This window comes from Flammeovirga sp. AWQ4_249, from assembly GCF_056161045.1.
Map to the genome: position 1 here is coordinate 139,372 of NZ_JBSWYJ010000004.1, position 23,778 is coordinate 163,149.

Annotated in this window: 18 protein-coding genes; 6 read left to right on the forward strand and 12 right to left on the reverse strand. The window is 32.7% G+C overall.

The window, feature by feature from the left end:
• Positions 1-2 precede the first annotated feature (2 nt).
• From ACXAHM_RS05520 to ACXAHM_RS05535, 4 genes are all read right to left on the reverse strand, one after another.
• Positions 3-491, reverse strand: a complete 489-nt coding sequence (locus ACXAHM_RS05520) for a hypothetical protein (RefSeq protein WP_474959411.1) — start codon at positions 489-491, stop codon at positions 3-5.
• 316 nt (positions 492-807) lie between these two features.
• A complete protein-coding gene (locus ACXAHM_RS05525) occupies positions 808-1,263 on the reverse strand; it encodes a CBS domain-containing protein (RefSeq protein ID WP_474959412.1) in 456 nt (151 codons plus the stop codon).
• 165 nt (positions 1,264-1,428) lie between these two features.
• Positions 1,429-2,169, reverse strand: a complete 741-nt coding sequence (locus ACXAHM_RS05530) for a LytR/AlgR family response regulator transcription factor (RefSeq protein ID WP_474959413.1) — start codon at positions 2,167-2,169, stop codon at positions 1,429-1,431.
• 3 nt (positions 2,170-2,172) lie between these two features.
• Positions 2,173-3,246, reverse strand: a complete 1,074-nt coding sequence (locus ACXAHM_RS05535; RefSeq protein ID WP_474959414.1) for a sensor histidine kinase — start codon at positions 3,244-3,246, stop codon at positions 2,173-2,175.
• A 237-nt stretch (positions 3,247-3,483) separates the two neighbouring features.
• On the opposite strand from ACXAHM_RS05535, the gene ACXAHM_RS05540 reads away from it, so the two are divergent.
• Genes ACXAHM_RS05540 through ACXAHM_RS05550 form a run of 3 tightly spaced genes read left to right on the forward strand, consistent with a single transcriptional unit; the run spans position 3,484 to position 9,240 of the window.
• A complete protein-coding gene (locus ACXAHM_RS05540) occupies positions 3,484-4,611 on the forward strand; it encodes an efflux RND transporter periplasmic adaptor subunit (protein ID WP_474959415.1) in 1,128 nt (375 codons plus the stop codon).
• Positions 4,612-4,633: 22 nt separating this feature from the next.
• A complete protein-coding gene (locus tag ACXAHM_RS05545; protein WP_474959416.1) occupies positions 4,634-7,852 on the forward strand; it encodes an efflux RND transporter permease subunit in 3,219 nt (1,072 codons plus the stop codon).
• A 59-nt stretch (positions 7,853-7,911) separates the two neighbouring features.
• The gene (locus ACXAHM_RS05550) at positions 7,912-9,240 is read left to right on the forward strand and encodes a TolC family protein (RefSeq protein WP_474959417.1); all 1,329 of its coding nucleotides are present in this window, start codon (positions 7,912-7,914) and stop codon (positions 9,238-9,240) included.
• Positions 9,241-9,335: 95 nt separating this feature from the next.
• On the opposite strand, the gene ACXAHM_RS05555 is transcribed toward ACXAHM_RS05550, so the two are convergent.
• The 3 genes from ACXAHM_RS05555 to ACXAHM_RS05565 form a co-directional block, all read right to left on the reverse strand.
• A complete protein-coding gene (locus ACXAHM_RS05555; protein WP_474959418.1) occupies positions 9,336-9,848 on the reverse strand; it encodes a hypothetical protein in 513 nt (170 codons plus the stop codon).
• A gap of 121 nt (positions 9,849-9,969) precedes the next feature.
• Positions 9,970-10,470, reverse strand: a complete 501-nt coding sequence (locus ACXAHM_RS05560) for a hypothetical protein (RefSeq protein ID WP_474959419.1) — start codon at positions 10,468-10,470, stop codon at positions 9,970-9,972.
• 200 nt (positions 10,471-10,670) lie between these two features.
• Positions 10,671-11,126, reverse strand: coding sequence for a TspO/MBR family protein (locus ACXAHM_RS05565; RefSeq protein ID WP_474959420.1), 456 nt, complete (start codon positions 11,124-11,126; stop codon positions 10,671-10,673).
• Between the two features lie 212 nt (positions 11,127-11,338).
• Here ACXAHM_RS05565 and ACXAHM_RS05570 point away from each other — a divergent pair, with 212 nt between their 5' ends.
• The gene (locus ACXAHM_RS05570; RefSeq protein ID WP_474959421.1) at positions 11,339-12,226 is read left to right on the forward strand and encodes a hypothetical protein; all 888 of its coding nucleotides are present in this window, start codon (positions 11,339-11,341) and stop codon (positions 12,224-12,226) included.
• 170 nt (positions 12,227-12,396) lie between these two features.
• On the opposite strand, the gene ACXAHM_RS05575 is transcribed toward ACXAHM_RS05570, so the two are convergent.
• Together ACXAHM_RS05575 and ACXAHM_RS05580 are read right to left on the reverse strand one after the other, a co-directional pair.
• Positions 12,397-13,755, reverse strand: coding sequence for an MATE family efflux transporter (locus ACXAHM_RS05575; RefSeq protein ID WP_474959422.1), 1,359 nt, complete (start codon positions 13,753-13,755; stop codon positions 12,397-12,399).
• A 106-nt stretch (positions 13,756-13,861) separates the two neighbouring features.
• Entirely contained in the window at positions 13,862-14,437 is a 576-nt protein-coding gene (locus ACXAHM_RS05580; protein ID WP_474959423.1) for an NUDIX domain-containing protein, read from the reverse strand.
• A gap of 208 nt (positions 14,438-14,645) precedes the next feature.
• Between ACXAHM_RS05580 and ACXAHM_RS05585 the strand changes: the two genes are divergently transcribed.
• On the forward strand, positions 14,646-15,140 hold the full coding sequence (locus tag ACXAHM_RS05585; protein WP_474959424.1) for a hypothetical protein: 495 nt from the start codon (positions 14,646-14,648) through the stop codon (positions 15,138-15,140).
• A gap of 142 nt (positions 15,141-15,282) precedes the next feature.
• Complete coding sequence (locus tag ACXAHM_RS05590) at positions 15,283-16,788, forward strand: CotH kinase family protein (protein WP_474959425.1); 1,506 nt, start codon at positions 15,283-15,285, stop codon at positions 16,786-16,788.
• Between the two features lie 48 nt (positions 16,789-16,836).
• Here ACXAHM_RS05590 and ACXAHM_RS05595 read toward each other — a convergent pair whose 3' ends face one another.
• The 3 genes from ACXAHM_RS05595 to ACXAHM_RS05605 form a co-directional block, all read right to left on the reverse strand.
• Positions 16,837-18,252, reverse strand: a complete 1,416-nt coding sequence (locus ACXAHM_RS05595) for a glycoside hydrolase family 30 protein (protein ID WP_474959426.1) — start codon at positions 18,250-18,252, stop codon at positions 16,837-16,839.
• 79 nt (positions 18,253-18,331) lie between these two features.
• Positions 18,332-20,116, reverse strand: coding sequence for a hypothetical protein (locus ACXAHM_RS05600; protein ID WP_474959427.1), 1,785 nt, complete (start codon positions 20,114-20,116; stop codon positions 18,332-18,334).
• 65 nt (positions 20,117-20,181) lie between these two features.
• Positions 20,182-23,715 (reverse strand): carbohydrate-binding protein, encoded by a 3,534-nt coding sequence (locus ACXAHM_RS05605; protein ID WP_474959428.1) that lies wholly within the window; start codon positions 23,713-23,715, stop codon positions 20,182-20,184.
• Positions 23,716-23,778: the final 63 nt, after the last annotated feature.

The following is a 23,778-nucleotide window of genomic DNA, read 5'->3' on the forward strand; positions in this document are numbered from 1 at the left end:
ATCTACTTATTTCCTTGTTGAGCTTTAAATTCTTCCATAGTATGAAAGTGACATTTACTTTTCAATTCATCAATCTGTAATTGTAAAGCTTTGTCTTCTCCTTCATTTTTTGAACGAATGGCTAATAACACTAATTTATGTATATCTGCATTATATTTTTTTGCCAAATCAAGAAAAGGTAAATCAATTAAATCATGAAATATCGGTGTTTCTCTTCTTGAAAAAGAAATTTGACGAGCCATCTCTAATAAAGATACTGTATAACTAGGATAATCTTGTAATAAGTGAGCGATATAAATGTAATCATCAAAATTAACGTTGCCTGTTTCGATGTAATAGCGTAATTCTGATAAGCCACCAATATTGACGTCACTATTTGTCATTATCTTTTGATACTCTTGTTCAGCTTCTGATTTTGTCATAGGCTTTTCTTGTGCTGAAAGAGTTGTAAAACTAAGAGCTGTCAATAATAGTATAAGGAGTTGCTTCATCACTTTTTATTTGTTCGTAAATATTGTTTGGTAAAAATAAGTGATTGATTCATCCTAAAGAATAATTAGTCAAGTGTTTAACAAAAGTTATAATTATAATTTTTAGTGTAAAAAAACATCCAACAGTCTAAAAACCATTGGATGTTCTTATGAGAATAGCTGCTTTAACCTAATTAATTACTTTCTTACCTAACATGTTACAAAGGTGGTAGAATATGAGAAGAATAAAATTGACCTATGGTAATTAGTTCAACATTAAACATAAAAAAGCGATCCCTTCTATTGGAATCGCTTGCCTCATTTAATTAATTTTTGTCTACCAAGTTGTAGAGCTCAGATCAACTGCGGCTCTAAGAATATCTCTTCTCGATACTTGACCGATTAATTTTCCTTGTCTTGTGATTGGATATCTTCTGTACGATGAATTTTCGAATAACATTGCTACTTCCACTACATCCTTATCTACCGAAATAGAAGATACTGCTTTTGTCATGTAGTCATTTACTTTACCTTGACTTGCAGGAAAGTTAAGATATCTACTTTCTAAGATGACATGTAAACAATCCTTTTCTGATAGCATACCTACTAAATCACCTTCTTTGTTTACTACTGGTGCACCGGAGATCTTTTGTTCTACCAATACTTCCATTGCTTCCTCAATATTTTGTTCAGGTGTAAAAACAATGAGTTGTTTAGTCATATACTTCTCTACGGTAGGATAAGATTTGACGTCATGTGGATCGTTGAGTACTCTTTTTGGTGTAAAATTCATTTCTGCGTTATTTAAGAGGTTAAATAGTTAATTGATTTGAAGTAATAGAAAAAATCTCTATTCTAAATCTCATTTATTCTCTTAATATACACATAATCAAGGAGAAAAGCTAATTTAATCTATAAATGATACAGATGTACTAAATCTTTGATCTTAAGTCGTTTTTTATTCAAATATTTTCAATAAATCAGTTCTATAACTTTGTCCTACAGGAAGTTCAACTTCTCCTAAACCTAATATATTCCCTTCTAAGGTTTCTATTTCATCCGTATTGACAATATATGATTTATGGATTCTTATAAATCCTTTACCTTTTAATGACTCTTCTAAATTTTTTAAAGATGCTAACGCTAAAATTGTTTTATCTTTTGTATGAAAGGCAACATACTCCTTTTTACCTTCCATATATAATAGCTTCTCAAACTTCACCTTATAAAGTTTGTAATCCGCTTTTATAGTGATACTATCTTCTTTTGTTTCTATATAAGAATGATTTGTTTCACTTGTAGGAATCTCAATTTGCGGCGAGGTATTATTTTGTATAAGATTAAACTGTTCAGTGACTTTATTGACAGTCTGGAGAAATCTTGGAAATGTAATGGGTTTTAATAAATAGTCAAATGCATTCAATTCAAAACCTTTAATTGCATACTCAGAATAAGCCGTTGTAAAGACAATCATGGGGTGTTTTTGTTGCATAGTTTCTACAAACTCAATTCCAGATAAATTAGGCATTTGAATATCTAAAAAGATTAAATCGACATGATTCGTCTGTAAAAACGACATGGCTTCTAGCGCATTTTTAAATGTTCCTAATACCTCTAGGTTATTCGTTTTAGAAGCATAGTCTTTTAATAATGTTCTAGCTAAATGTTCATCGTCAACGATAATCGTTTTAATTTTCATGATTTAATCAATTTTCCCGATTTGCAACTTGATTTCAAATTCTTCAGTTCCTTCTTTTATTTCTAAAGAGTATGTTTTCGTGTACATTAAATCTAATCTTTTTTGTACATTTTTTAATCCAATTCCACCTGTGGCAATACGACTTATGTTTTCTGTGACTGAATTTTTCACTAATAATGTCAATGTATCATTCACTTGTGCCAATTCAATTCTCACATATCCTTCTGGATTATCTTCTAATCGACTATACTTAAATGCATTTTCTATGAATGGTTCTAAAAGCATCGGAGCTAATCTAAATTGAGGATTTTCTATCTGTATTTCAAATGTAATATCTTGAGGAGTCTCCGTTTTTAATTGCTGGAAGTCAATATAATTGTGAAGGTAATTTACATCCTTCTCTAAACCTACTATTTCTTCATTGCAATCATACAGAAGGTAACGCAACATTTCTGACAGCTTGGCTATATTATCCGTAGCCTGAGGCATCTGCATGTAGGACATGCTATAGATATTATTTAATGCATTAAACAAGAAATGAGGATTTATCTGAGATCTTAAAAACTTTAGTTCTGCTTCAACTTTTCCTTGTGCTAACTCTTTTTTCTTTTCTTTCTGACGATCATCGTGATCACTCAATTTTAATACTGTGCTGATAAAAATTGAGATTAAAATAAATACACTTCCAAATCCAAAAGGCCAAATCCACTCAAAGGTCAATTTACCATCCAATTTTGCTCTCAATTCCTGGTGTTCAGCAAAAAAGAGATCTGCATCGATCATATGAAAAGTAATTTCAATGAGGTAGATAAAACTTTTTATAGCGATAATATAGAGCACAATTGCACTAAACAAGTAAAGTAATTTATTACTTCTTTTGATCAATAGATTGGGTACAAGCAATCCAATATTTGTAACGACTACAAACAAAAAAATTGAAATAAATATTGATGCTCTTATTAATGCATATTTATAGCCCAACCATAATTCCGTACTCATCAAGAAGATAAATAAGCCTAATGTCACCAATGGAAGTATGGCCCATTTTGGTATAGTAAAGTTAAATCGTTCTTTCATCAGAAATATATTTTACTCAAATGAAGAGAGATAAAATTTAAAATAATAGTAGAATCAACGAATATGCGATTTTTATCTATGAAAAGTAAAAGTTTCTCAACGAACAAGGTTATTGAGCAAATAATAGGTTTGATAGAAGCATACGTCTCCTACGTTGAATAATTTATGGATAGGGAAAACGTTTGATTTATTTCGTTTTTGAAAAAAAATCATTCATTATCAAACTATCTAATCAATATGTCTCGTAAACATATAGTCACACTATTAGGCATTCTTATTCTAGTCGGCGCAGCTAGCGTTTTTACCTATTTCAGCATTGAAAATAAGCCTTCTCCTGCTAAAGGAGTAAAAGCAGAGAAAGTTTTATCTATTAAAGCTGAACCTGCAAAATTTATTAATATTAGTAACGATCAAAAGTTTCATGGTAGAGTAAGTACTGCACAAACTTATATCCTTTCTACTGAAGTTGCTGGCCGTATTATGAAGACTGGTGTCGCGTTAAAAGAAGGAAATACATTCCGTAAAGGACAAAAATTAGTACATATATTCGATAATGATATTGAAGCTACACTGAAGTCTCAGAAAAGTAGTTTTATGAATACTATCGCTTCTATTCTACCGGATATTAAAATTGATTATGCTTCAGAGTATGATAAATGGTATGCCTTCTTTGGTGAAGTAAAGATTGATGCTCCACTTCCAGAATTACCAGAAATTCATTCAGATCAAGAACGATTTTTCTTAGCATCTAGAAGTTTAATTACTGAATATTATGCGATCAAACAAGGTGAAATAAACTTATCTAAATATAATATTTATGCTCCATTTAATGGGACTTTTAAATCGGTACGTTTAGAGTCAGGTTCCATTGCCTCTCCAGGTTCTGAGATTGGTGTAATTAGCCAAACTGATGTTTTGGAAGTAGTTGTTGAAGTAGAGCCTGAAAATGCTCGATGGATCAAAAATGGTGATCAAGTAAATGTCATCAGTGAATCTACTGATCATGCTTCTATCAAAGGAAGGGTGACACGTAAAGCAAAAATTGTGGACCCTCAGTCACAAACAATTAAGATTTATGTAAGAATTAATCCAACAGCAAATGATCAAATCTTTGAAGGTCAATTTGTTTATGTTGAGTTTAAAGGCGAAGAATTACAAAATGTAGTTGAACTTCCAAGAGAAGCCATCACAGATGCTAAATATATTTTTATTGTTAAGGGGAATCGTTTACACCAAAAAGAAATTGAAGTGATCAAAACAAATGGTGACAGTTTCTTTATCCAAGGTATTTCAAATGAAGATGTCATTGTTACAGAATCTGTTTTCAATGGTAAAGAAGGAATGAAAGTAAACGTAAGAAGCTAATTAACCTCATTACTAGCCTATCATGAAAAAAATTATCACAACTTTTGTGGAGAAACCTTTTTACGCACATATGGCGTTGCTACTCATCTTAATCTTAGGAGGATTAGCAACTTGGAGTATGCGTAAAGCTTCTTTCCCACTTATCGAATCAAGAACAATCACTGTTCGCGTAATGTATCAAGGTGCTTCTCCTAAAGAAATGGATGAAGGGGTTACAACTTTGATAGAAAATGAAATTAGAGGTATACCAGGAATAAAAGAAACAAACTCTGTTTCTGCTGAAAATATTGCAACTGTAACTGTTACTACAGAAGCTGGAGCTGATATTGATGAGGTATTGACAGATGTAAAAAATGCAGTAGATGGTATTTCCAATTTCCCTGCCGGTGCTGAAAAGCCTTCTGTTTCTAAAACTAGAGCCACAACAGACGCCATGTTCTTAGACCTGAAGGGAGACAATTTAAGAGATCTGAAAAACTACGCGCAACGTATTGAAGATGATTTCTTAGCATCAGGTAAAATTTCACAGGTCTCTATTTCCGGCTTTCCAAATACAGAAATTTCTGTTGAAGTAGACGAAGACTTATTACGTCGTTACAATATTAGTATTGAGGATATAAAAACGGCGATCTCGAATAATAACCTTGATATTACAGGAGGTACAATTAAAAATAAAAGAGAAGAAATCTCTGTTCTTGCAAGATATCGTTCTTCTGATCCTGAAGATATTAAAGATATTGTAGTTAGAGCGACAAGTTCTGGACGCATTGTAAAAGTAGGTGATTTAGCAGATGTTCATTATCAATTTGAAGATGTTCCCAATGCTGTTTGGATGAATGGTAAAAATGCTGTTTCTATTCAAATCAAAAAATTACATACTGAGGATTTACAAGATATCTCAGAATATATTAATGAATACGCTGACAAGTTTAATGCAGAACATAATGATGCCGAAATCATTATTGGTTTTGATTTCCTTTCTGTAGTTGATGCAAGATTAGATACATTGATTGACAATGGTCTTTTAGGAATTATTTTAGTAGTCATTACACTTTCATTGTTCCTAAGTTTTAGACTTTCATTGTGGGTAGCTTGGGGCATTCCTTCTTCATTCTTAGGGATGTTTATTTTTGCCAGTTTAATGGGCGTGACATTGAATATGATTTCATTATTCGGTATGATCCTTATTATTGGTATCCTTGTAGATGATGGTATTGTGATTGGAGAAAATATCTTTACGCATTATGAAATGGGTAAGACACCTATTAATGCCGCTATTGATGGTACAATGGAAGTTATTCCAGCTGTATTTACTTCAGTATCTACAACTATTATTGCTTTCGTACCTTTCCTTTTCTTAGAATCAGGAATGGAAATGATGTCAGAAATGGCAGTCGTCGTTATTCTATGTTTGTTATTCTCTCTTTTTGAAGGAATGCTCTTATTACCTTCACACGTGAGTTCACCAGCTGTTTTAACTCCAAGAAAAGAGAAGTCAAAATTTAATAAAGTAAGAGAAGTACTGGACAAATTTATCTTCACTTTTAGAGATAAATTATATGTTCCTACATTAAAATTCTTATTAGCACACAAATGGTTTGGTATTGCCATCCCTGCAGCTGCCATTATTTTCACAGTTGGTTTAATTGGCGGTGGAAAAATTCAATTGGCCTTCTTCCCTAGCCCTCCAGGTGATTTCTTTAATATTGATTTAGCTTTAAAACCAGGTATTCATCAAGATACAACGAAGTCTTACTTAATGCGTTACGAAGATGCTGTTTGGAAAGCCAATGAAGAATTACAAAAAGAGTACAATACAGATTTTGAATTCATAGAACATACATTTGTAAGCTTAGGTTCTGCATTTAATGGAGCGGAAAGTGGTACTCATACGGGTTCAGTTTTCGTAATCATGGAAGACTTAACTGAATCTCCAATTGACGCTTCTACAATCAAGGCGAAAGTGAATGAAATTGTTGGGGATGAACCTACTGCTCGTAAACTTTCTGTCGGTGCAAATAACATGTGGGGTGCACCTGTTTCTATTAGTTTATTAGGCTATGATTATGATGAATTAGAAAGAGCTGCTGATTATTTAAAAGATGAATTAAATGAGCATACAGCCCTTTATAATGTAATGGACAACAACCAAATTGGTGGGCAAGAAATCCGATTACATTTGAAACCAAAAGCATATGCATTAGGGTTTACAGAGGCTTCATTAATGGCACAAGTCAGAAATGGTTTCTTTGGTGCAGAAGCACAAAGATTACAGGTCAACAAGGATGAAATTAGAATCTATGTTCGATATAAAAAGGAAAACCGTTCGACTATGGGTGATCTTGAAAGAATGCGTATTCGTACGCAAGAAGGTCTATATCCTTTAGCCTTATTAGCTGATTTTAATATCACACGTGGTCCAGTTGCCATTAATCATTACAATGGAGAAAAAGAGATTCGTGTGGAGGCTTATTTATTAAATTCAGATGATTCTTCAGTACCTATTATTGAAGACTTGGAAAAAGTTTCTTTACCTCAATTAAAAACTTTATTCCCTACGGTTAGATATGAATACCAAGGGCAATTGAAAAGTTCAAAAGAAGATTCTTCAGAGTTATTAAAAACATATGCTGTCGCCTTCTTATTAATTGTAATGATCTTGATGTTACACTTCAGATCGTTTGTCCAAGCTGCCATTGTATTAGGTATGATTCCAATGGGTATTATTGGTGCAATGTGGGGACATGGCATCGAAGGACAGACCATTTCAATGTTCAGTATGTTGGGTATGGTTGCCCTTTCAGGGACGATAATTAATGACGCGGTTGTTTATCTATCGAAATTCAATCAAGACCTTAAAGAAGGAATGTCATTTGACAATGCCTTAATCAATGCAGGTAAGTCTAGATTTAGGCCTATTTTATTGACGACATTGACCACAACCATTGGTTTATATCCAATGATCTTGGAGACTTCACCTCAGTCTCGATTCTTAGTACCAGTTGCTATTGCATTAGCGTATGGTATTATGATTGGTACTGTATTCATTCTTACAGTTCTTCCTGTATTAGTTAAAGTGATTAATGACATTAAAAGGATGTTCAAATGGGTTCTAACAGGTGAAATGCCGTCTCGTGAAGAAGTAGAAACTGCTATTTCTGAGATTAAAAGAGAAAAGGAAATGATGGAGAAAGATAAAGGTATCTCAATCAAAAAAGAGCAAGAATTAGAAGTCTATTAATATAAACTAAACCCTCCCACTCTGTATAAAATATAGGGTGGGTTGAAAAGACAACAATAATGAAAAAACTATATATCGGTACACTTCTACTATTGGGCGTTTTAGGTCAAATTTTCGCTCAAGAGAAAAAAAATGAAGTTGTACAACAAGAAATAATCTTAGGCTTAGCAGATGCTATTGCACAAGGTTTAGAATACAATTATGACATCCGTATTGAAGCACAAAATGTAAATATTGCAAAGGCAAATAATACATTAGAAAATGCAGGTTTGTATCCTACAGTTTCTGCAAATGTAGACTGGAATCATAACTGGTCACATGCCGCACAATCCAACTTAGGTGTATTAAGTCCTGGTGTGCAGACTCAATTTACGATTTTTAATGGCTTTCAAGTTTGGATCAACAAACAACAATTGGAAGAATTAGAACATTTCTCAGAAGGTAATGCACAAGTCGTAATAGAAAATACTATTAAAGATATCATTGTAGGGTATTACGAGGCATTATTAGAACAAAACAGATTAGAAGTTGCGGAACAATTAGCTCAGCTTTCCAAAGAACGTTTTGATTATACTAATACACAAAAAGAATTAGGTCAAAAGGTTACTTATGATGTTCTACAAGCTAAAATAGCATGGTTTGAAGATCGAAAAAATGCTTTAGAACAGAAGAATAAGCTACAATTAAAACTGCGCGATCTAAACTTTATCATGGGTGTACCAGAAAGTGAGCAAACGTATTATAATCTTACGGAATCTTTTGAGGCAGTAGAAAAAGATTATGTTTTACAAGACTTGATTCAACGTATGAATGCAGATAACTCTACGTTAAAAAATCAATATATCAATCAGATCATTAAGCAAAAAGATATTGAGTTGGCAAAAGCAGCTTTTTACCCACAAATCACAGGTAATGCAAATTTGAAATACACCGATAATTATGGAGGTGCTCAAGGTATTCCCAACTTTAATATTGATGGAATAAGTGGTACAGTCGGGGCTACTCTATCAATTCCAATTTATATGGGAGGAAGCAGAAGAAGAGCAAAACAAATTGCAACGATCAACAAGCAGATTGCTGATATTCAAACATCACAGATGTCACATAGTTTGAATAATCAAATCATGCAAGTTTATGATACCTATGTACTTCAGCAAGAGATTTTGGATCTTACGGAGGAGCAAGTAGCAACAGCACAATTAAACTTGGACATGTCTTCTGAAAGATATAAAAATGGACAAATCAATTCCTTCAATTTGAGAGATGTTCAAATACAATATTTGGATGCTCAAAATGCAAGGTTAACCGCTATCTTCAATTTGATTGCAACGAATACAGAAATAGTTAGGTTAACTGGGGGCATTATCGATGCCTATGGTAATCAGTAACATAAAATAGTGTAAAAGTTAAATCCTGATCATTGTTGTGGTCAGGATTTTTTGTTTTAATTGAACTCACTTACTATCAATATAATAAGTACTCATTATTTAATATCATAAAGTAACCACTTACCATTTTTCTTTATCATTATTACTTGAAACTTCAATAATGCTGAAGAAACTGAGATCTCAGCTTTATATTTATTTTCATCAATATATTCACCTTTTTCTAACTTAAATTCATTAGGATTTTCAAATGACTCAGCAAACCAGAAATCAGATTGGACATCGCACATCAGATCTTCAATTCCAGAAATATCATCAATGGCTTGAAAATCTTCATAGTGTAATTTTGATAAATTTGTTTGACAATCAGTCCATTTGTTGTGATACTTTTCTAGAAGATGCTTAGATACATTTTTTTGCTCTAGAATTGTTTCTATTTCCTTAATGTTTAAAGTTGTGAAACCATTTTCTGTTCGTTTGAAACTTGGTTGAACCTCTTCTCTTCCTCCATTCAAATACCATTTATAAAAATCTTTAATTTCTTGTTCTGGTTGATTATTTTTTGAAAGAGATAGAAAATTTAATAGTAAGAGAATAGATATTTTTATCATTGAATAATTATTTGTTTGTCTTAAGTCTTTCTAGATCTATTCTTGATGATTTAGGTAAAAAAACAAAACTTAAAAAAATAAGAGAGTTCGTAGTTATGCCTTTAGCACAATACTAAAACATTTAATATTCATCCCAAAAGTCAATCCTATTTAACTTCCCATTTTTAAAGAAAAATATCATCCTGCTATCCGTCAATTGACCTTGAAAGGTTACAGGGATATCACAACTTCTAAAGTCTCCCTCTTTTTCGTAGATGCTTATTGATTTTAATGTACTACAATCTGAGCTGAAATATTTTGAGACTTCACTTATTGTCGTTGAATTATTGAATATCAAATGCCCTATTTTAAGTGCTGTCTCCTCATTTTCAAAATCAACAACACCTAAAACACATTTATCCGAATCTTTATAATATTCATAATAGGATTCTCCTATATAAATTAAAGAATCAAAAGTTGCCATATCCATTTCGATTGGAGTAGCCTTTATACTATCAATTTTCGCATTTGAAGCTTTTAATTCCGTTAATGTGAGCGTTGAAAGAATAGATTGATTTAACTTTACATTAGAAAAGTCAATAGATTGAGCACTCAAAATATTAGCTATCCCGATGAATATCACGGTTAGTATAAATTCCTTTTTTTTCTGCAATGTTAAATAAAGTTTGTTTTTAAATTGTTGAAATGCTTTTCCAATATAGTTATTTATGTATTACGAATCAAGACAGAAAGACGGGACAAAAACTATAGATTGGTGATGATTAGACATATCTCTTATGCAACAAAAGTGTTGATGATTCTTGTGGACAAAAAAGACGTTTGTTAGTTATGGATTACAATATACATATTTAGGCTTGTTGCTATATTTATCCAAATAAAATAAGGCAATATGAAAAGAGATTTCCATTGCATTACTTTCCAATATTTAATGATATAAAAATAAATTACTGCCGTCAAACCCACAATGGTGACCAATCCGAGAATAGGACTTTTAAAATAAAAGAAAATGGGATTCCAACTGATATTTAAGAGTACTTGAACAACATAAAGTGTGATAAATTTTGTTCTAATTTCTTTGGGGAATAAATACCCTAAGTAACATGAAAAGGTGATCATGATGGTTGTCCAGGCCACACCAAACACCCAACCTGGAGGAGTCCATGGTGCTTTATTCATCGTTTGATACCAATCTGAAGGAACGCCTTCTCCTGTAAATATTCCACCAATTGCTAGACCGGCAAAATTGATGATTAGAAATATAATTGCTCTTATCCACATAACTTCTTTGCTATTTTCTCCTATAAAAATCCTCTTTTCAAAGAATTGTTTTCGATATCCTTTAAAATTTCGATAAAGTATTGGACAACAACAAGATGTAATTATTGAATTATTAGAAGTCAAAAAAGTGGATTTCCAAGATATTATGGAAAACAAGAAACTGATTTTTCATTGTTGTGGTTAAAATGACACACCGTTAGACCTAACTTTTTATGAAAAACCAATACCTTATCTTTACTCTATGCATCCCATTTATACTAATGGCTTGTGACGAAAATGAGTTAAATTGCTCATCAACAACTGCATTATCTCAATACAATTCACTGGTTAGTACATATCAAAATATTGATTCAGCAAACTGTTCTGCTGCTGCGGCCTCAGTAGATTCTATTATTTCATTTATTGAAGATAATCGAAACTGTATCGAAACCGCATATGTTGAAGCTGATTCTACGACAGATGGAGAAGATTTAGTAAGAGAGAGACTTAGAGCATGGAAAAATACAAAAGACACTTACGATGAGTGTTTAAGAATTGCTGCATTATATGCTCCATGTGGAGAATTAACAATTGCAGGGGTTCGAGAAAATTATAAAACAGCTTATTACGATGCTTATGATGCAAGAGATTGTGCTGCTTTAGGAACTGCACTTAATAATTATGTGGATTACTTGGAAGATAATATGAGTTGTGTTGCTCAGTCCTCTTCAACAAGTGAAGTGCAAGCAGAAATAAATTCCATCAATAATGCTCTGCCTATTATCAATGCAAGTAATTGTAATCATGATGTGCTAAAAACCATTGGTTTATTTAGAGACAGAGCACAACCAGAAGATTTTAATGCTATTCAAGCAGTGGCAGAATATTACAGGGCAGAAGGTAGATACCAAGATGCGATCTCTGATAATGAATGCCAATCATTAGTATTAAATGGCGAATATATGATTGAAATCTATAATCATAATGAAGATATTATTATTGATGCTATCTCAAGTGCTGATGGAATTTCAGCATCTTTAGCAAGAAGTATTTTAAGTGCCCGTATTAATAATATCCAAAGTAATGTTAACTCTGTAAAGCCAACTTGTAATGGTTTTTAAGGGATAATAAATATCTTATTTAAAATATGATTATTCAGTAATAAATGTTAGAAGGCTAGTTTTCTATCCTAATTTTTACTATATTGATACAAAGAAATTAATAACCTGTTTGGTATTACAGGTGCATAGTAGACCAAGCTAGTTAGCCTCTCAAGAAATTGAGAGGTTTTTTATTTATTGACTAAATTTCTAGCCCACTTTCCTGATTTTTTTCTTCTGATATAGAGTATTAGACGAAGAAATTCTTCTAAAGAAACGACGATATACACCCAAAATAAAGGCAAATCAAAAACAAAAGCTGCAAGTAATCCTAAGGGAATTGAAAACAACCAAGTACTAAACATCCCTAAAGCTGTAGTAAATTTTGTATCCCCTCCTGAACGTAAAATCCCTGCCGCTAAAATAAAGTTGCACATTTTACAAGGTAACAGGAATGCGAAAATTAAACACAATTCAAGAGTAATATCTGCTACTGTGTCAGCTACTTCATACAACTGAATATAAAAAGGTGTAAGCAATGCGATAAACAGAGCAACAAGTAAGGCAGATATAAAAGTAAATTTCAACAACTTTGCTCCATATATTTTAGCTTTTAAAATATTGTTCTGTCCTAATTGAAATCCAATAACAATAGCTGCTGCTGAAGCTAGTCCCATAAAGAAACCAATACTTAGCATTTGCAATGGAATCGTCATCGTCATGGCAGCAATATCAATCGTACCCATTTTGCCATAAATCATAGAATAACACGTCTCTCCTATGGCCCATGACATATCTCCTACCACTAAAGGTGCACTAACACTAAGTAATGGATAAATATCAGATTTCTCGAAGCGAAAGAAGTGTTTTGCTTCTACATTTCCAGGATATTTTTTGATACGCATGATAATCAATAAGGCAATTGCTTCCACCCACATCGAAATGACTGTTGCCCATGCAGCTCCTTCCATACCCATTGGTGCTAAACCTAATCCACCAAAAATCAACCAATAATTCACTACCGTATTGACAATCACTTTGATGAAACTTAGCTTCATTACCAACTTTGCTTGCCCTATACTTCTCAGTGAAGCACTATATGCACTACTTAATAAAATTGCAGGGAATCCAACAGCTACAATTTGCTGATACAAACCACCATATTGAATTACTTCAGGGTCGTCAGAAAATAAAGAAAGAATTTGTCCGGGAAGAAAAACACTCGCAGCAATACCTACTATCATCACAAGAAGCCCGATTTTCAATAAATCACCTACGAGATAACTGATTTTTCCCTTTTCATTTTTACCCCAATACTGAGCTACAAATACACCTGCACCATTGGATAATCCCATAATGCCAACGATATAGATAAATGTCATTCGTCCACCCAAGCCTACAGAAGCAATGATCGTTTCCCCCAATTGACCTACCATTATTTGATCGATCATTCCCAATGCATATTGTAATAAACTTTGCATAGAAATAGGAAGGGCAACGTCCCAAACTTCCTTGTAGAATTTCTTTTGGTTGGATTTAAGGTGAAACATTTGTAAGGGTGATAAAAAGTGTTTGTACAGGCTTCTAATTTAGTGGAAGCAAAAGTAACGACTTTCTATAGAAAGGGACTATTTTAAAGTTTAATAAAAGAAAACATTAGTGGTTTTTAAGTTTTCGTAATAATTCCCATTGTACAGCCAGCGTTGTTTTAGCATCTTTAAATTTATCTTCTTGATAGTGTTTCAGCATTTCATCGAATGTGAATTTTACGATACGTATATCTTCTCCTTCTGTCAATAAACCACCACCTTCATGCACTACTTCATCCAACTCAGCATAAAAGACGACTACTCTTTCACTATAACTTCCCGGCGATGCATAAAAAGTAGTGATATATTCTAAATTTTTCATACTGCATCCCACCTCTTCTATAGCTTCTCTATTGATTGCTTCTTCCGCCGTTTCGCCATCATCAATCATCCCTGCTATACATTCCAATAAAATCCCGTTTGGATTTTCAGGTGTAATCGTTGGAATCCTAATTTGCTCTACAAACCAATATTTTTGTTCTTCAGTATGAAAGAATAATCCAGCCACTGCTTCATTCCTTACGATGATTTCTCTTGATATCACTTTGGATTGAGAACCGTCAAATTTTGTATGATCGAAAGTCACGACATCAATTTTTAAAAAGCCGTCATATACTCTTTTTTTATGTTTAATATTGATCATTTTTCTTAAAATAGGTTGGTAATAGCAGTATTTAATTAAATTGTAATTAATTCAATCTCAAGTATAATCGATTGTCAAAAGATAAGAAACAATTGTCTTTTAATATATGAATCTATGGAGAACTTAAACTAATATTTATACATTACGTATTAGAAAAGAATTATACATAGATTCTATTGTCAAATTTTGAATAAAAAGAAATAATAAGATGAAATTACTAACACTGTTTTCATTAATTATCATGATGTCTAGTTCTTTGTTTGCTCAAGAAAAACTCTTGATAGATAAAGAATATACTTATAAAATGGATTATAAGGCTTTTAAAAAGTTATACAGAAAAGAAGACGACAGAGATAAAAAGAAATTTATTATCTATGATGGATTAAAAGCCTATAAAAAGAATATGTCAGGCTATTATGTTGCCTACAAATGTAAGTTTAATGCTCAACAAAGACTTATCGGTTTTGATATAGAATTTATTGCTGATTCTAAAGATGATGTGAGAGACATTTCTGTTTCTTATATGCAAGAATTAGTGAATGATTATGGCTATGTACAAAAGAAAGTTGGCGGAACAAAAGTTACCTATGACAAAGGCATTTTCTCCTATAAATTCCAAACATTAGGTTATGACTATGTCACGAAAAGAGATAAGAATTGGGTCGCAAAGTATCAACTCAGAGCTTACGATAAAATAAAATAAAAATATCTTAAGATATATTTATCTGAATAGTCACATTATCAATAAGGTAATGTGACTTTTTTATGTGTTGAAATGCGAAAATTTGAAGAATTTTTTGTACTTTAACTGATCAACAAATCTGACTAATAACTAATTAAGTGAAATGAAAGTAAACCAATTAATGGGTGCGTTGCTATTGCTAACTATGAGCTGTACATCAGAAGAACTAATTCCAAACAATGATGACACCACTACGCCAGAACTCACTAGAATGTATTTGGATAGAACCTTAAATGAAGAAATTCTATTTGATACTGATTTTGAACAAACTGAAAATGGGTTTTCAGCTACGGTAAGTAGAGATGTTTCTCGAAAGTCATTAGTGACTTCTTTTGAATTCCAAGGAAATTCTATAAGTATTGACGGTGTAAATCAAGAATCTGGAATTACTGCCAATGATTTTACAAAAACACTTACTTACAGTGTTGCATCCAATGGACAAGAAACGAAAACGTATGATATCGACATTGTTCGTTTTACAAATTTACCGATTGTAGATATTCGTACTACAGGCAATCAACCAATTGATCAGAAAGAAGATTATGTAGAAGCAAAAATATCTATGTCTTCGGATGTTCATGAGGAATTTAATTTTTCAAATCTTCCTGCGGGTATTCGAGGAAGAGGAAATTCTACATGGTATTTCCACGATAAAAAGCCTTATCAATTAAAATTTGACGATAAGACTTCAATGTTTGGCTTACCGGCAGACAAAAAATGGATATTCTTAGCAGAACATTCTGACAAATCGTTATTGAGAAATCGTTTAGCTTTTGAAATGGGTAGAATAAGTGAATTACCTTATACACCACAAGGTCAAATGGCTGAAGTTTTCATTAATTCTCAATATGTTGGAACGTATCATATCTGTCAAAAAGTAGAAGAAAGTAGCAACCGAGTGGATTTAAAAGATGATGGTTGGTTGATGGAAATTGATCAATTGGATAGAATTGATGAAGGTGATACTTACTTCTCTACAAATAATTTTTACATCAATATTAAAGATCCTGATACTGAATTTGTAAGTGAAGAATATACACATGTGAAAGGTCATATTAATGCTTTTGAAAATGCATTGATGGGAGATAATTTCAAGGATGAAGATCTTGGATACCGACAATATGTAGACATGACTACTTTTGCCGATTGGTTTTTAATTAATGAAATTATGAGAAATCCTGATGCTAGAAATTGGTCAAGTATTTACCTTACCTATGTTCGTGGTGAAAAAATTACAATGGGTCCATTATGGGATTTTGATCTTGCTTTAGGAAATTCTTACTATGAAGATGGCTTACATGAAAACACTTCTGGTTTTTGGGTAAGAGATAACGCTTGGATCAGTAGGATGATGGAAGATCCAGAGTTTAGTTCACTCGTTAGAGAACGCTTTAATTATTTTAAAACTGAACTACCCAATCTTATTAATTTCGTAAATGAAAATGCACACGACCTTCGTTATGCTAATATCGAAAATAATAAAAAATGGAATGTAATTGGAGAGTGGATTTGGCCGAATACCGCCGTATATGACACCTATGATGAAGAAGTAGAACACGTCAAGAACTACCTTACAGAAAGAATGGAATGGCTTGATAATAATTTATAAAAATGAAACCGCAACTAGTTTTAACTAATTGCGGTTTTTATATTTAAATTAAAACAATAAAGTCTGAATTTCTTGTGGTTCTATAGAAATCCTCACTTCTTTATTTTCAACCACAACCTTGTAATTAATAGGATTATTTGATGTATTTAAAACGATAGTCGTGTAGTTCCCTTCATTTTCAAATGTAGTTGATAATAACTCAGATGTACTTACCGAACTGCTTACCCGCTTTGCTTTTTCTTTGATGTATTTTGAAAAATGTCCTAGAAAATAATAACGAGGTGTAAAGGTTAATTCATCATTTATTTGATCAAATGATAAGGTACACTCACCATCTGATGTATCATTGAATAAATTTGTATCTGTCCAACCGACAATGCCTTGATTTAAATCGTTGATTAATTGTGCTGCATAGATAGATGCACTTTCCCATGAATTCTCATTATTTAAAACTTTCGCATCCGTTTGTATTACCTTTTTATTAGGATAAGATTCATATACCCCTAAAATGTAATTATCATTTTGATTTAAGGCCGAAATTTCTCTGTTGATCCCAATCCCCCATGCATATTTGTTGGCTTCTTGATCTTCAAAAATTGTCTGAGCACGATGTGCCAAAAGATTGTCTTCTTGATTCCAGACGATGATTTTTTTGTCTTCCAACCCATTATTTTTAAAAGTCGGACCTAAATAATTTTTCAAAAAATCCTTTTCCTCAGATGCTGTAAAAATACATGATTCCCATTTATGTACTCGCATCGGTTCATTCTGTAAGGTTACTCCCCATATATCTATGCCTTCCTGTTGATAGGCTTGAATAAATTTGACATAATAATCAGACCAATGTTGGTAATATTTTTTATGAAGACGTCCCCCATTAATCATACTATTATTGTCTTTCATAAAAGCAGGTGGGCTCCATGGAGTAGCATAAATTTTCACTGGATAATCAGTATTTCTTAATACCTCCTTTAGAAAAGGAATCCTATTTTCTTTATCAGGATGAATATTAAAGGAAGCTAAAGATTCATCATTTTCTTGTATATAAGTATATCGCTCTTTTGAATATTTACTACTATGAATATTTATTTTCAATAAGTTATAATTATTCCCTGCCTCACTAAAATAAGCATTAAGTAATTCTTCTTTTTGGCTTTTAGATAAGGTATTAATCACACTCAATGAAGCATCTGAGATTAATCCTCCGAATCCTTCAATTTCTTGAAATGTCTTATTAGGATTGATAAATATGGAAGGGTCCTGAGGATAGGCTGTTCCTCTTTTTCTAAATGTGATATTATTTTTTCTTTGAAGAGGTTGTTTGTCTTTTTCGCTGGAAATAATTTCTACTGATGTTATTTGTTTTACGTATTTGTCTTCTTTAAATGAGATATCATTTGAACATGATATTCCACTAAAAAATAAGAATGACAAGAAAGATAAATATGTAAGTGATCGAATCATTTCCATAAAATAAAAGTAGTACAAAAAATAAAAAATCACTTCCCTCTCCTCATGAAAGGGAAGTGATAGATAGTTTGTCTTATTGAGCTACAAACTCATAAGTACCTGTAGCATATTCATCATCAAGAACAATTGTCAATTCATATGTTCCAGTCGTTGTATGCATAAAATGAATTGGTTCTTTACCTTCTTCTTCAATTGATTTATTTTCAGCAATATCACCTGAAAGAGCCTCTTGATCAGCATTTAAAGGTAAACCGATTACAACCTCCCAAGGAGAATAGATTTTTGATGCAAAACCTTCTTTAAATTCTGCCGTCACTTTATATGAAAGTGGGTGTACATATTCCATCAAAAACTCATCTCTAGGTTCCCATACCCAATCTCCAGCACCTTCGTTTCTTTCAGGATCCCATTCAGAATGGAATACTTTTAGGTTGTAATATTTCCAGTTTACTTCATTCGTAATAAAGTTGAATGAGAAATTGTAGGCTTGTGTATGACCTACTGTAAATGAAGCATCACCTTCTGCAATACCTAAAGTTCCTGAAACATTATCTGATTCACCAGCTTCACCAAAACTCACTTCAGACACAGCATAGCTTGTACCAGTGCCGTCTACTTTACTGTTTAAAGTATATTCTACCCCAGCTTCCAAAGGAATCATTTTTGAATTGAAAATACCTTCTGTTTCTTCATTTGGAGAGAATTCTGAGATCATTTGACCATTAGAAAGAATAAATAAAGTTTCAGGACCTGAGACTACAGCATTTTCATCTACTTCCATAGTATATGTATATCCCGTTTCTGTTCCAGATAGATCTAGTGTTACGATATAAGCACCTGTTCCTGCAGGGTATAAATCTTCTACACCACCTTGACCATCAGGGCCAACAAAAATTGCGTTTTCAGAGCCAGTTACTTTTTTACCTACATAGTTACCCCAATCTCCATTTGATCTAAAGATCATATTTTCAGTATTTTGGAAATAGAAATTACCTTTCCAAACTCCTCCTCCTACATAGTCTAATGGAACGTCTTCACCCCAACCTTTTACAGGGTTACCAATTAATCCCCAACTAGTGATTTGAGTTAATTCATACGTCATATTGTCAATATCAACAAATACTCTGTATTGACCTTCAGTTTCAACAGTAAGACCTGTTCCTGCTAATTCTAATACGCCATCAGCTCCACCAAAATTGACAGTAGGAAGTTCATTTTTAGCATAGAATTTATAAGTACCCTCAGCTTTTAAAGTAGTATATACTTCAAAAGTATTCGTTAACTGACCTGTTCCCATATCCATTAGACGCTTCATACTTGTCGCAACAGAAATATCATCTCCACTTTCAGATGCTTCACCTGAAATATACAAAGCCTCTACACTTGCGACAGGAGTTGCGTCTGTTCTTTTAACCACAACATTTACATTGTCAGTCGTCATTAAATCAAGACAAGTTGCAGTCACTGTAATTTGTGCATTAATTTCAGCTAACGGTTCTACACCATTAAGCATCAAGTACTCGTCAAAAGCAGAGACATCCACCATAAGTTCAGTATCCTTACCGTCATTACCTGTTGGTATTTCAAGGCTTAAATCTTCAAAACCTTCCACAGAAAGGCTTACTTTATAAGTGATAGCATAAGCATCAGTGTTGGCTGTAGCTGCTTCCCAAGTGATATTTACTTCCGTTGTTGTAGCTAAATCAACTGTTGATTCTGCATCTGGAGTACTTATCACAGGGTTTGATAGTTCAAGTTCATCATCCACTGGTGGAGTTTCTGGTTCTTTATCTTCAGTACATGCATACCCAAAAAAGAGCATAAGAAGGCCTAGTAGTAATGTTTGTAATCTTTTCATACTATTCGTTTTTTATAAAAATTTTGATTTGAAAAAAGAGAGCTTATTTGCTCAAAGCAACAATGTTATTTCTTAATTATTTTCTTTATTGTGTTACTATATTTATTTGTAATCTGAACAAAGTATATTCCTGAAGGAAAATCAGTTAAATTATAATGAAAAACGCTTCCATTACTTTGCTCTGATAAAATTAAATTTGTGTTTGAATTAAATATTCTCACTTCATTTTGTGATGTATTATTCAATTGAATTGAAAAAGTACCATTAGTAGGATTGGGAAAAATCTTTACATTTGAAAGGAGATCATCACGCACTGATGTTACATCATCTTTATGCTCTTTTAATTCGATCCAATTAAGATTAAATCCAGAAGTAACTATAACAAATTTAAGGTTGTACTCACCTTCTTCTAGTACTATAGTACTTGATAAAGTTTCCCATTCTTGCCATCCGCCGGTATTTTCGAACTGTTGTGTATGGATTAAATTTTCTGACAAATCATCTTTTACACTATAGATTTCCAGTTCACCGGCATTATTAAAAGGGGATGCTACTCTGAAAGAAATATCGTAAGTACCTGATTTTGCAACATTAGCTATAAATTCAAAGTAACTACCTTTTTTAGGTTTAGAGAGATTTAAACCACCTCCTATATCTGCTGTCACTTCAAGGTCAATGTCTTTACTAAAATAATTATCTTCAACTTGTGCCTTTCCTGGAATATTAAATGGCGTAGTAGGCTTATAGATAAATTCAATCCAATTTAAATTAAATGAAGATTCTTCTACGGTTACTTTTAGTGTATAATTACCTGCAGGTAACTTTACATCTTCTGTAAACGTCATCCATTCCTGCCATCCGCCAGTATTCGCAAATGCTTTTGTATGTACTTCGATGATATCTCCTTCCTCAGGGATCAATTCCATTTTTACTTTACCCGCATCATTATAGCTCGATGCTGCTCTGTAATTTAAACGGTAAACACCTTCCGTTTCAATAGCCACATTGTATTCGACAAAATCTCCTGGATCAGTATAACTTAAATTGTAACCATTCCCTTCATCCTCACAGTTTTCAAGATGTAATCCATTATTTTGAGTAAAAAACTCTGCTTCTATTTTTCCAGGTATTGCTAACGGTTCATTTAATTTATAATTAAAATTAAACCAATTGATGTTGTATTCTCCCTTGTCTACTCTAAACCTTAAAGTGTATTCACCAGCCTCAAGATGAGCTATAGTATGTATTGTTTTCCAACTCTGCCATCCATTTGTTGAGCCAAATGAAGTTTTAGTGATTGACTTTGGAATACCCATCTCATCTAGAACAAGTACCTCAATTGTATTTTCATCTCTTTCAGTACTTACTCTATACTCCAATTCATGGTAACCCGTATTTAAGATATTTACTTTATAATCTACATAGTCACCTTCGTTAGCGTATGAAAGATTATTTTCTCCTTCAGTATCATTTGTTTTTTCTAATTCAAATCCATTATTAAAGTAAAATTTATCAGCATAGATTTTACCTGGAACTTCAAACAGTTGATACTTATTGTTCGTTACTACAAATTGAGAAACTGGAGATAATGTCGTTCCATCTTCTGCAAGAAGATTGTTTTCTTTGACATTAATATAAATTACATCATTAACCTGAATATCATTGTCTAATGAAAATTGTAACGCTCTATTATTACCATTTACATAATTTACTTCACTGAAGCTAACAACTGAATTATTGATTACAATTTCGAAATCACTTGGATCTAATGATACAGAAGTATCCCAATCTTTATTTAAAGTTACATAAACATATTTTCCTAATTCATCTGTAAATGCTTTATCAAGGTCTGTTTCAATAGCTGTCAATGCTCTAGGATTCACAAACTCAAAATAATTTAAGTTGCTCCCTCCTCTTTTAAACAAAACTTTCAATGTATGTTGTCCTTCGGAAATCACGTAATTTTCAAAAGTAGTTGACTTCCAAGTTTCCCATCCGCCAGTATTACTTAATGCTAAATCATTTCCAATTTTTACTCCATCCAATTGAAGCTCAATAATAGCTGCATTGTTAGTTCCCGAAGCAGAACGTATTGTCAAATCATACAGTTGAGAGGCTGAAACGTCAAAAGTGTATTGCATCCATTCTCCAGATTCTGTCCAACCCACATTATAACCATTGGTTACTTCATCATCACAACCTTGTATATCCACACCGTCATTTCTGTAAGACCAACCCGTATTCCAATCAGAATATTGTCCTCCATTTCCACCATAATTGGCTACATTATTATCGAAATAGGCAAATCCATTTTTTCCTAAATCATAATCAGAAAAGAAAATTGGTGAAGTCAAATCATGCTTCACATAAGGTATTGTTTCATCAGTATATGGTTGTCTAAACATTGCATCAACAACATCTCTTTTAAAAGTGACATTTTCTATTTTGAAAGCTTCTGCAAAAGCCATTACTGCGTTAAATACCTCCTCTTCTGTAGGCTTTTGAGTAATTTCTCCTTTCCAATATTTAATTAAATCCTCATATTCTTTAGGAGTTGTAACTTGCATTGGATTATTAATCCCTGCTTTTTTATGAGGCCACCAAGACCAACCTACATTGTTATTTTCACAGAGATTAATCAAATCAGTAAACCAAGTATTTGAGTTTTCTCCTGTTTCACCCAGCCATAATGGTACATTAAATTCATCTCTCATCCATAACACCCAATCCAAGTCTGTGGGTGAATTGTAAGTCCAATATTTATGGAAAGAATACGCCATGTTATCATCCCAAGGAGGAGTCAATCCTGAGAAATCATTGGCCCATGAGTTCCCTTCAATATAAATAATATTCCTTTGGTCGTGGCTTCTAATAATATCAGTACAGTTTTTATACAATTCCAACATCATTGAATTATTCCCTGAAGCAAAAGTCCAGTTGGTTTCATTTAATAAATCATATCCTCCTATCCATGCTTCAGCACCATATCTTTCGGCAATTTTTCCCCAAAGGGCAACCATTTTGTCTCTATTATGTTCACTTTCCCAAAGAGATGGTTTCGAAGGGTCATAATCAGAAATATCAGCATTTGTACCTTGTCCTCCAGGTGCCGCATGCAGGTCAAAAATAAGATACATCTCATTTTCTTGGCACCAAGACAACAATTCATCTGTCATTTCGAAACCCTTCGTCAACCATGTCTGTTCGCCTAAAACAGGTTCTTCTTCAATTGGTAAAGTAAACAAATTGTAATGCAACGGGACACGTACCGTATTAAAACCCCATGCTTTTAATGAATCTAAATCTCTTTTGGTAAAATGGTTTTCTAGCCAAGCGTCATAAAATTCTTGTGTCTTTTCCTCGCCTATCATTTCTTCCAACTTTGCTCTGTATTCCCATTGCGTACCTAAAACACCAGCGGTTTGAAGCAAATACCCTTCTTGTAGCATCCATCCACCAAGGCCCATACTTCTTATGATAAAGTTATTGCCTTCAGCATCATGAATTTCTTTTCCTACTGCATGTAAATGTTGTCCTAGCAATTGTTGTCCAAATGTTAGGCAGTAGAAAAATGATAGTATCGTTATAATTCTTTTCATCCTATGTTGTTAGTATTTTTCTAAAGGGGAATTAAATAATATCCCCTTTTTATTCACATTCTA

What these genes read in the sequence shown, in the direction of transcription:
- ACXAHM_RS05540 (WP_474959415.1), top strand. Translation starts at nt 3,484, where the DNA reads ATGTCTCGTAAACATATAGTCACACTATTAGGCATTCTTATTCTAGTC.
- ACXAHM_RS05545 (WP_474959416.1), top strand. Translation starts at nt 4,634, where the DNA reads ATGAAAAAAATTATCACAACTTTTGTGGAGAAACCTTTTTACGCACAT.
- ACXAHM_RS05595 (WP_474959426.1), bottom strand. Translation starts at nt 18,252, where the DNA reads ATGATTCGATCACTTACATATTTATCTTTCTTGTCATTCTTATTTTTT.
- ACXAHM_RS05520 (WP_474959411.1), bottom strand. Translation starts at nt 491, where the DNA reads ATGAAGCAACTCCTTATACTATTATTGACAGCTCTTAGTTTTACAACT.
- ACXAHM_RS05550 (WP_474959417.1), top strand. Translation starts at nt 7,912, where the DNA reads ATGAAAAAACTATATATCGGTACACTTCTACTATTGGGCGTTTTAGGT.
- ACXAHM_RS05570 (WP_474959421.1), top strand. Translation starts at nt 11,339, where the DNA reads ATGAAAAACCAATACCTTATCTTTACTCTATGCATCCCATTTATACTA.
- ACXAHM_RS05555 (WP_474959418.1), bottom strand. Translation starts at nt 9,848, where the DNA reads ATGATAAAAATATCTATTCTCTTACTATTAAATTTTCTATCTCTTTCA.
- ACXAHM_RS05575 (WP_474959422.1), bottom strand. Translation starts at nt 13,755, where the DNA reads ATGTTTCACCTTAAATCCAACCAAAAGAAATTCTACAAGGAAGTTTGG.
- ACXAHM_RS05535 (WP_474959414.1), bottom strand. Translation starts at nt 3,246, where the DNA reads ATGAAAGAACGATTTAACTTTACTATACCAAAATGGGCCATACTTCCA.
- ACXAHM_RS05580 (WP_474959423.1), bottom strand. Translation starts at nt 14,437, where the DNA reads ATGATCAATATTAAACATAAAAAAAGAGTATATGACGGCTTTTTAAAA.
- ACXAHM_RS05565 (WP_474959420.1), bottom strand. Translation starts at nt 11,126, where the DNA reads ATGTGGATAAGAGCAATTATATTTCTAATCATCAATTTTGCCGGTCTA.
- ACXAHM_RS05585 (WP_474959424.1), top strand. Translation starts at nt 14,646, where the DNA reads ATGAAATTACTAACACTGTTTTCATTAATTATCATGATGTCTAGTTCT.
- ACXAHM_RS05530 (WP_474959413.1), bottom strand. Translation starts at nt 2,169, where the DNA reads ATGAAAATTAAAACGATTATCGTTGACGATGAACATTTAGCTAGAACA.
- ACXAHM_RS05605 (WP_474959428.1), bottom strand. Translation starts at nt 23,715, where the DNA reads ATGAAAAGAATTATAACGATACTATCATTTTTCTACTGCCTAACATTT.
- ACXAHM_RS05525 (WP_474959412.1), bottom strand. Translation starts at nt 1,263, where the DNA reads ATGAATTTTACACCAAAAAGAGTACTCAACGATCCACATGACGTCAAA.
- ACXAHM_RS05600 (WP_474959427.1), bottom strand. Translation starts at nt 20,116, where the DNA reads ATGAAAAGATTACAAACATTACTACTAGGCCTTCTTATGCTCTTTTTT.
- ACXAHM_RS05590 (WP_474959425.1), top strand. Translation starts at nt 15,283, where the DNA reads ATGAAAGTAAACCAATTAATGGGTGCGTTGCTATTGCTAACTATGAGC.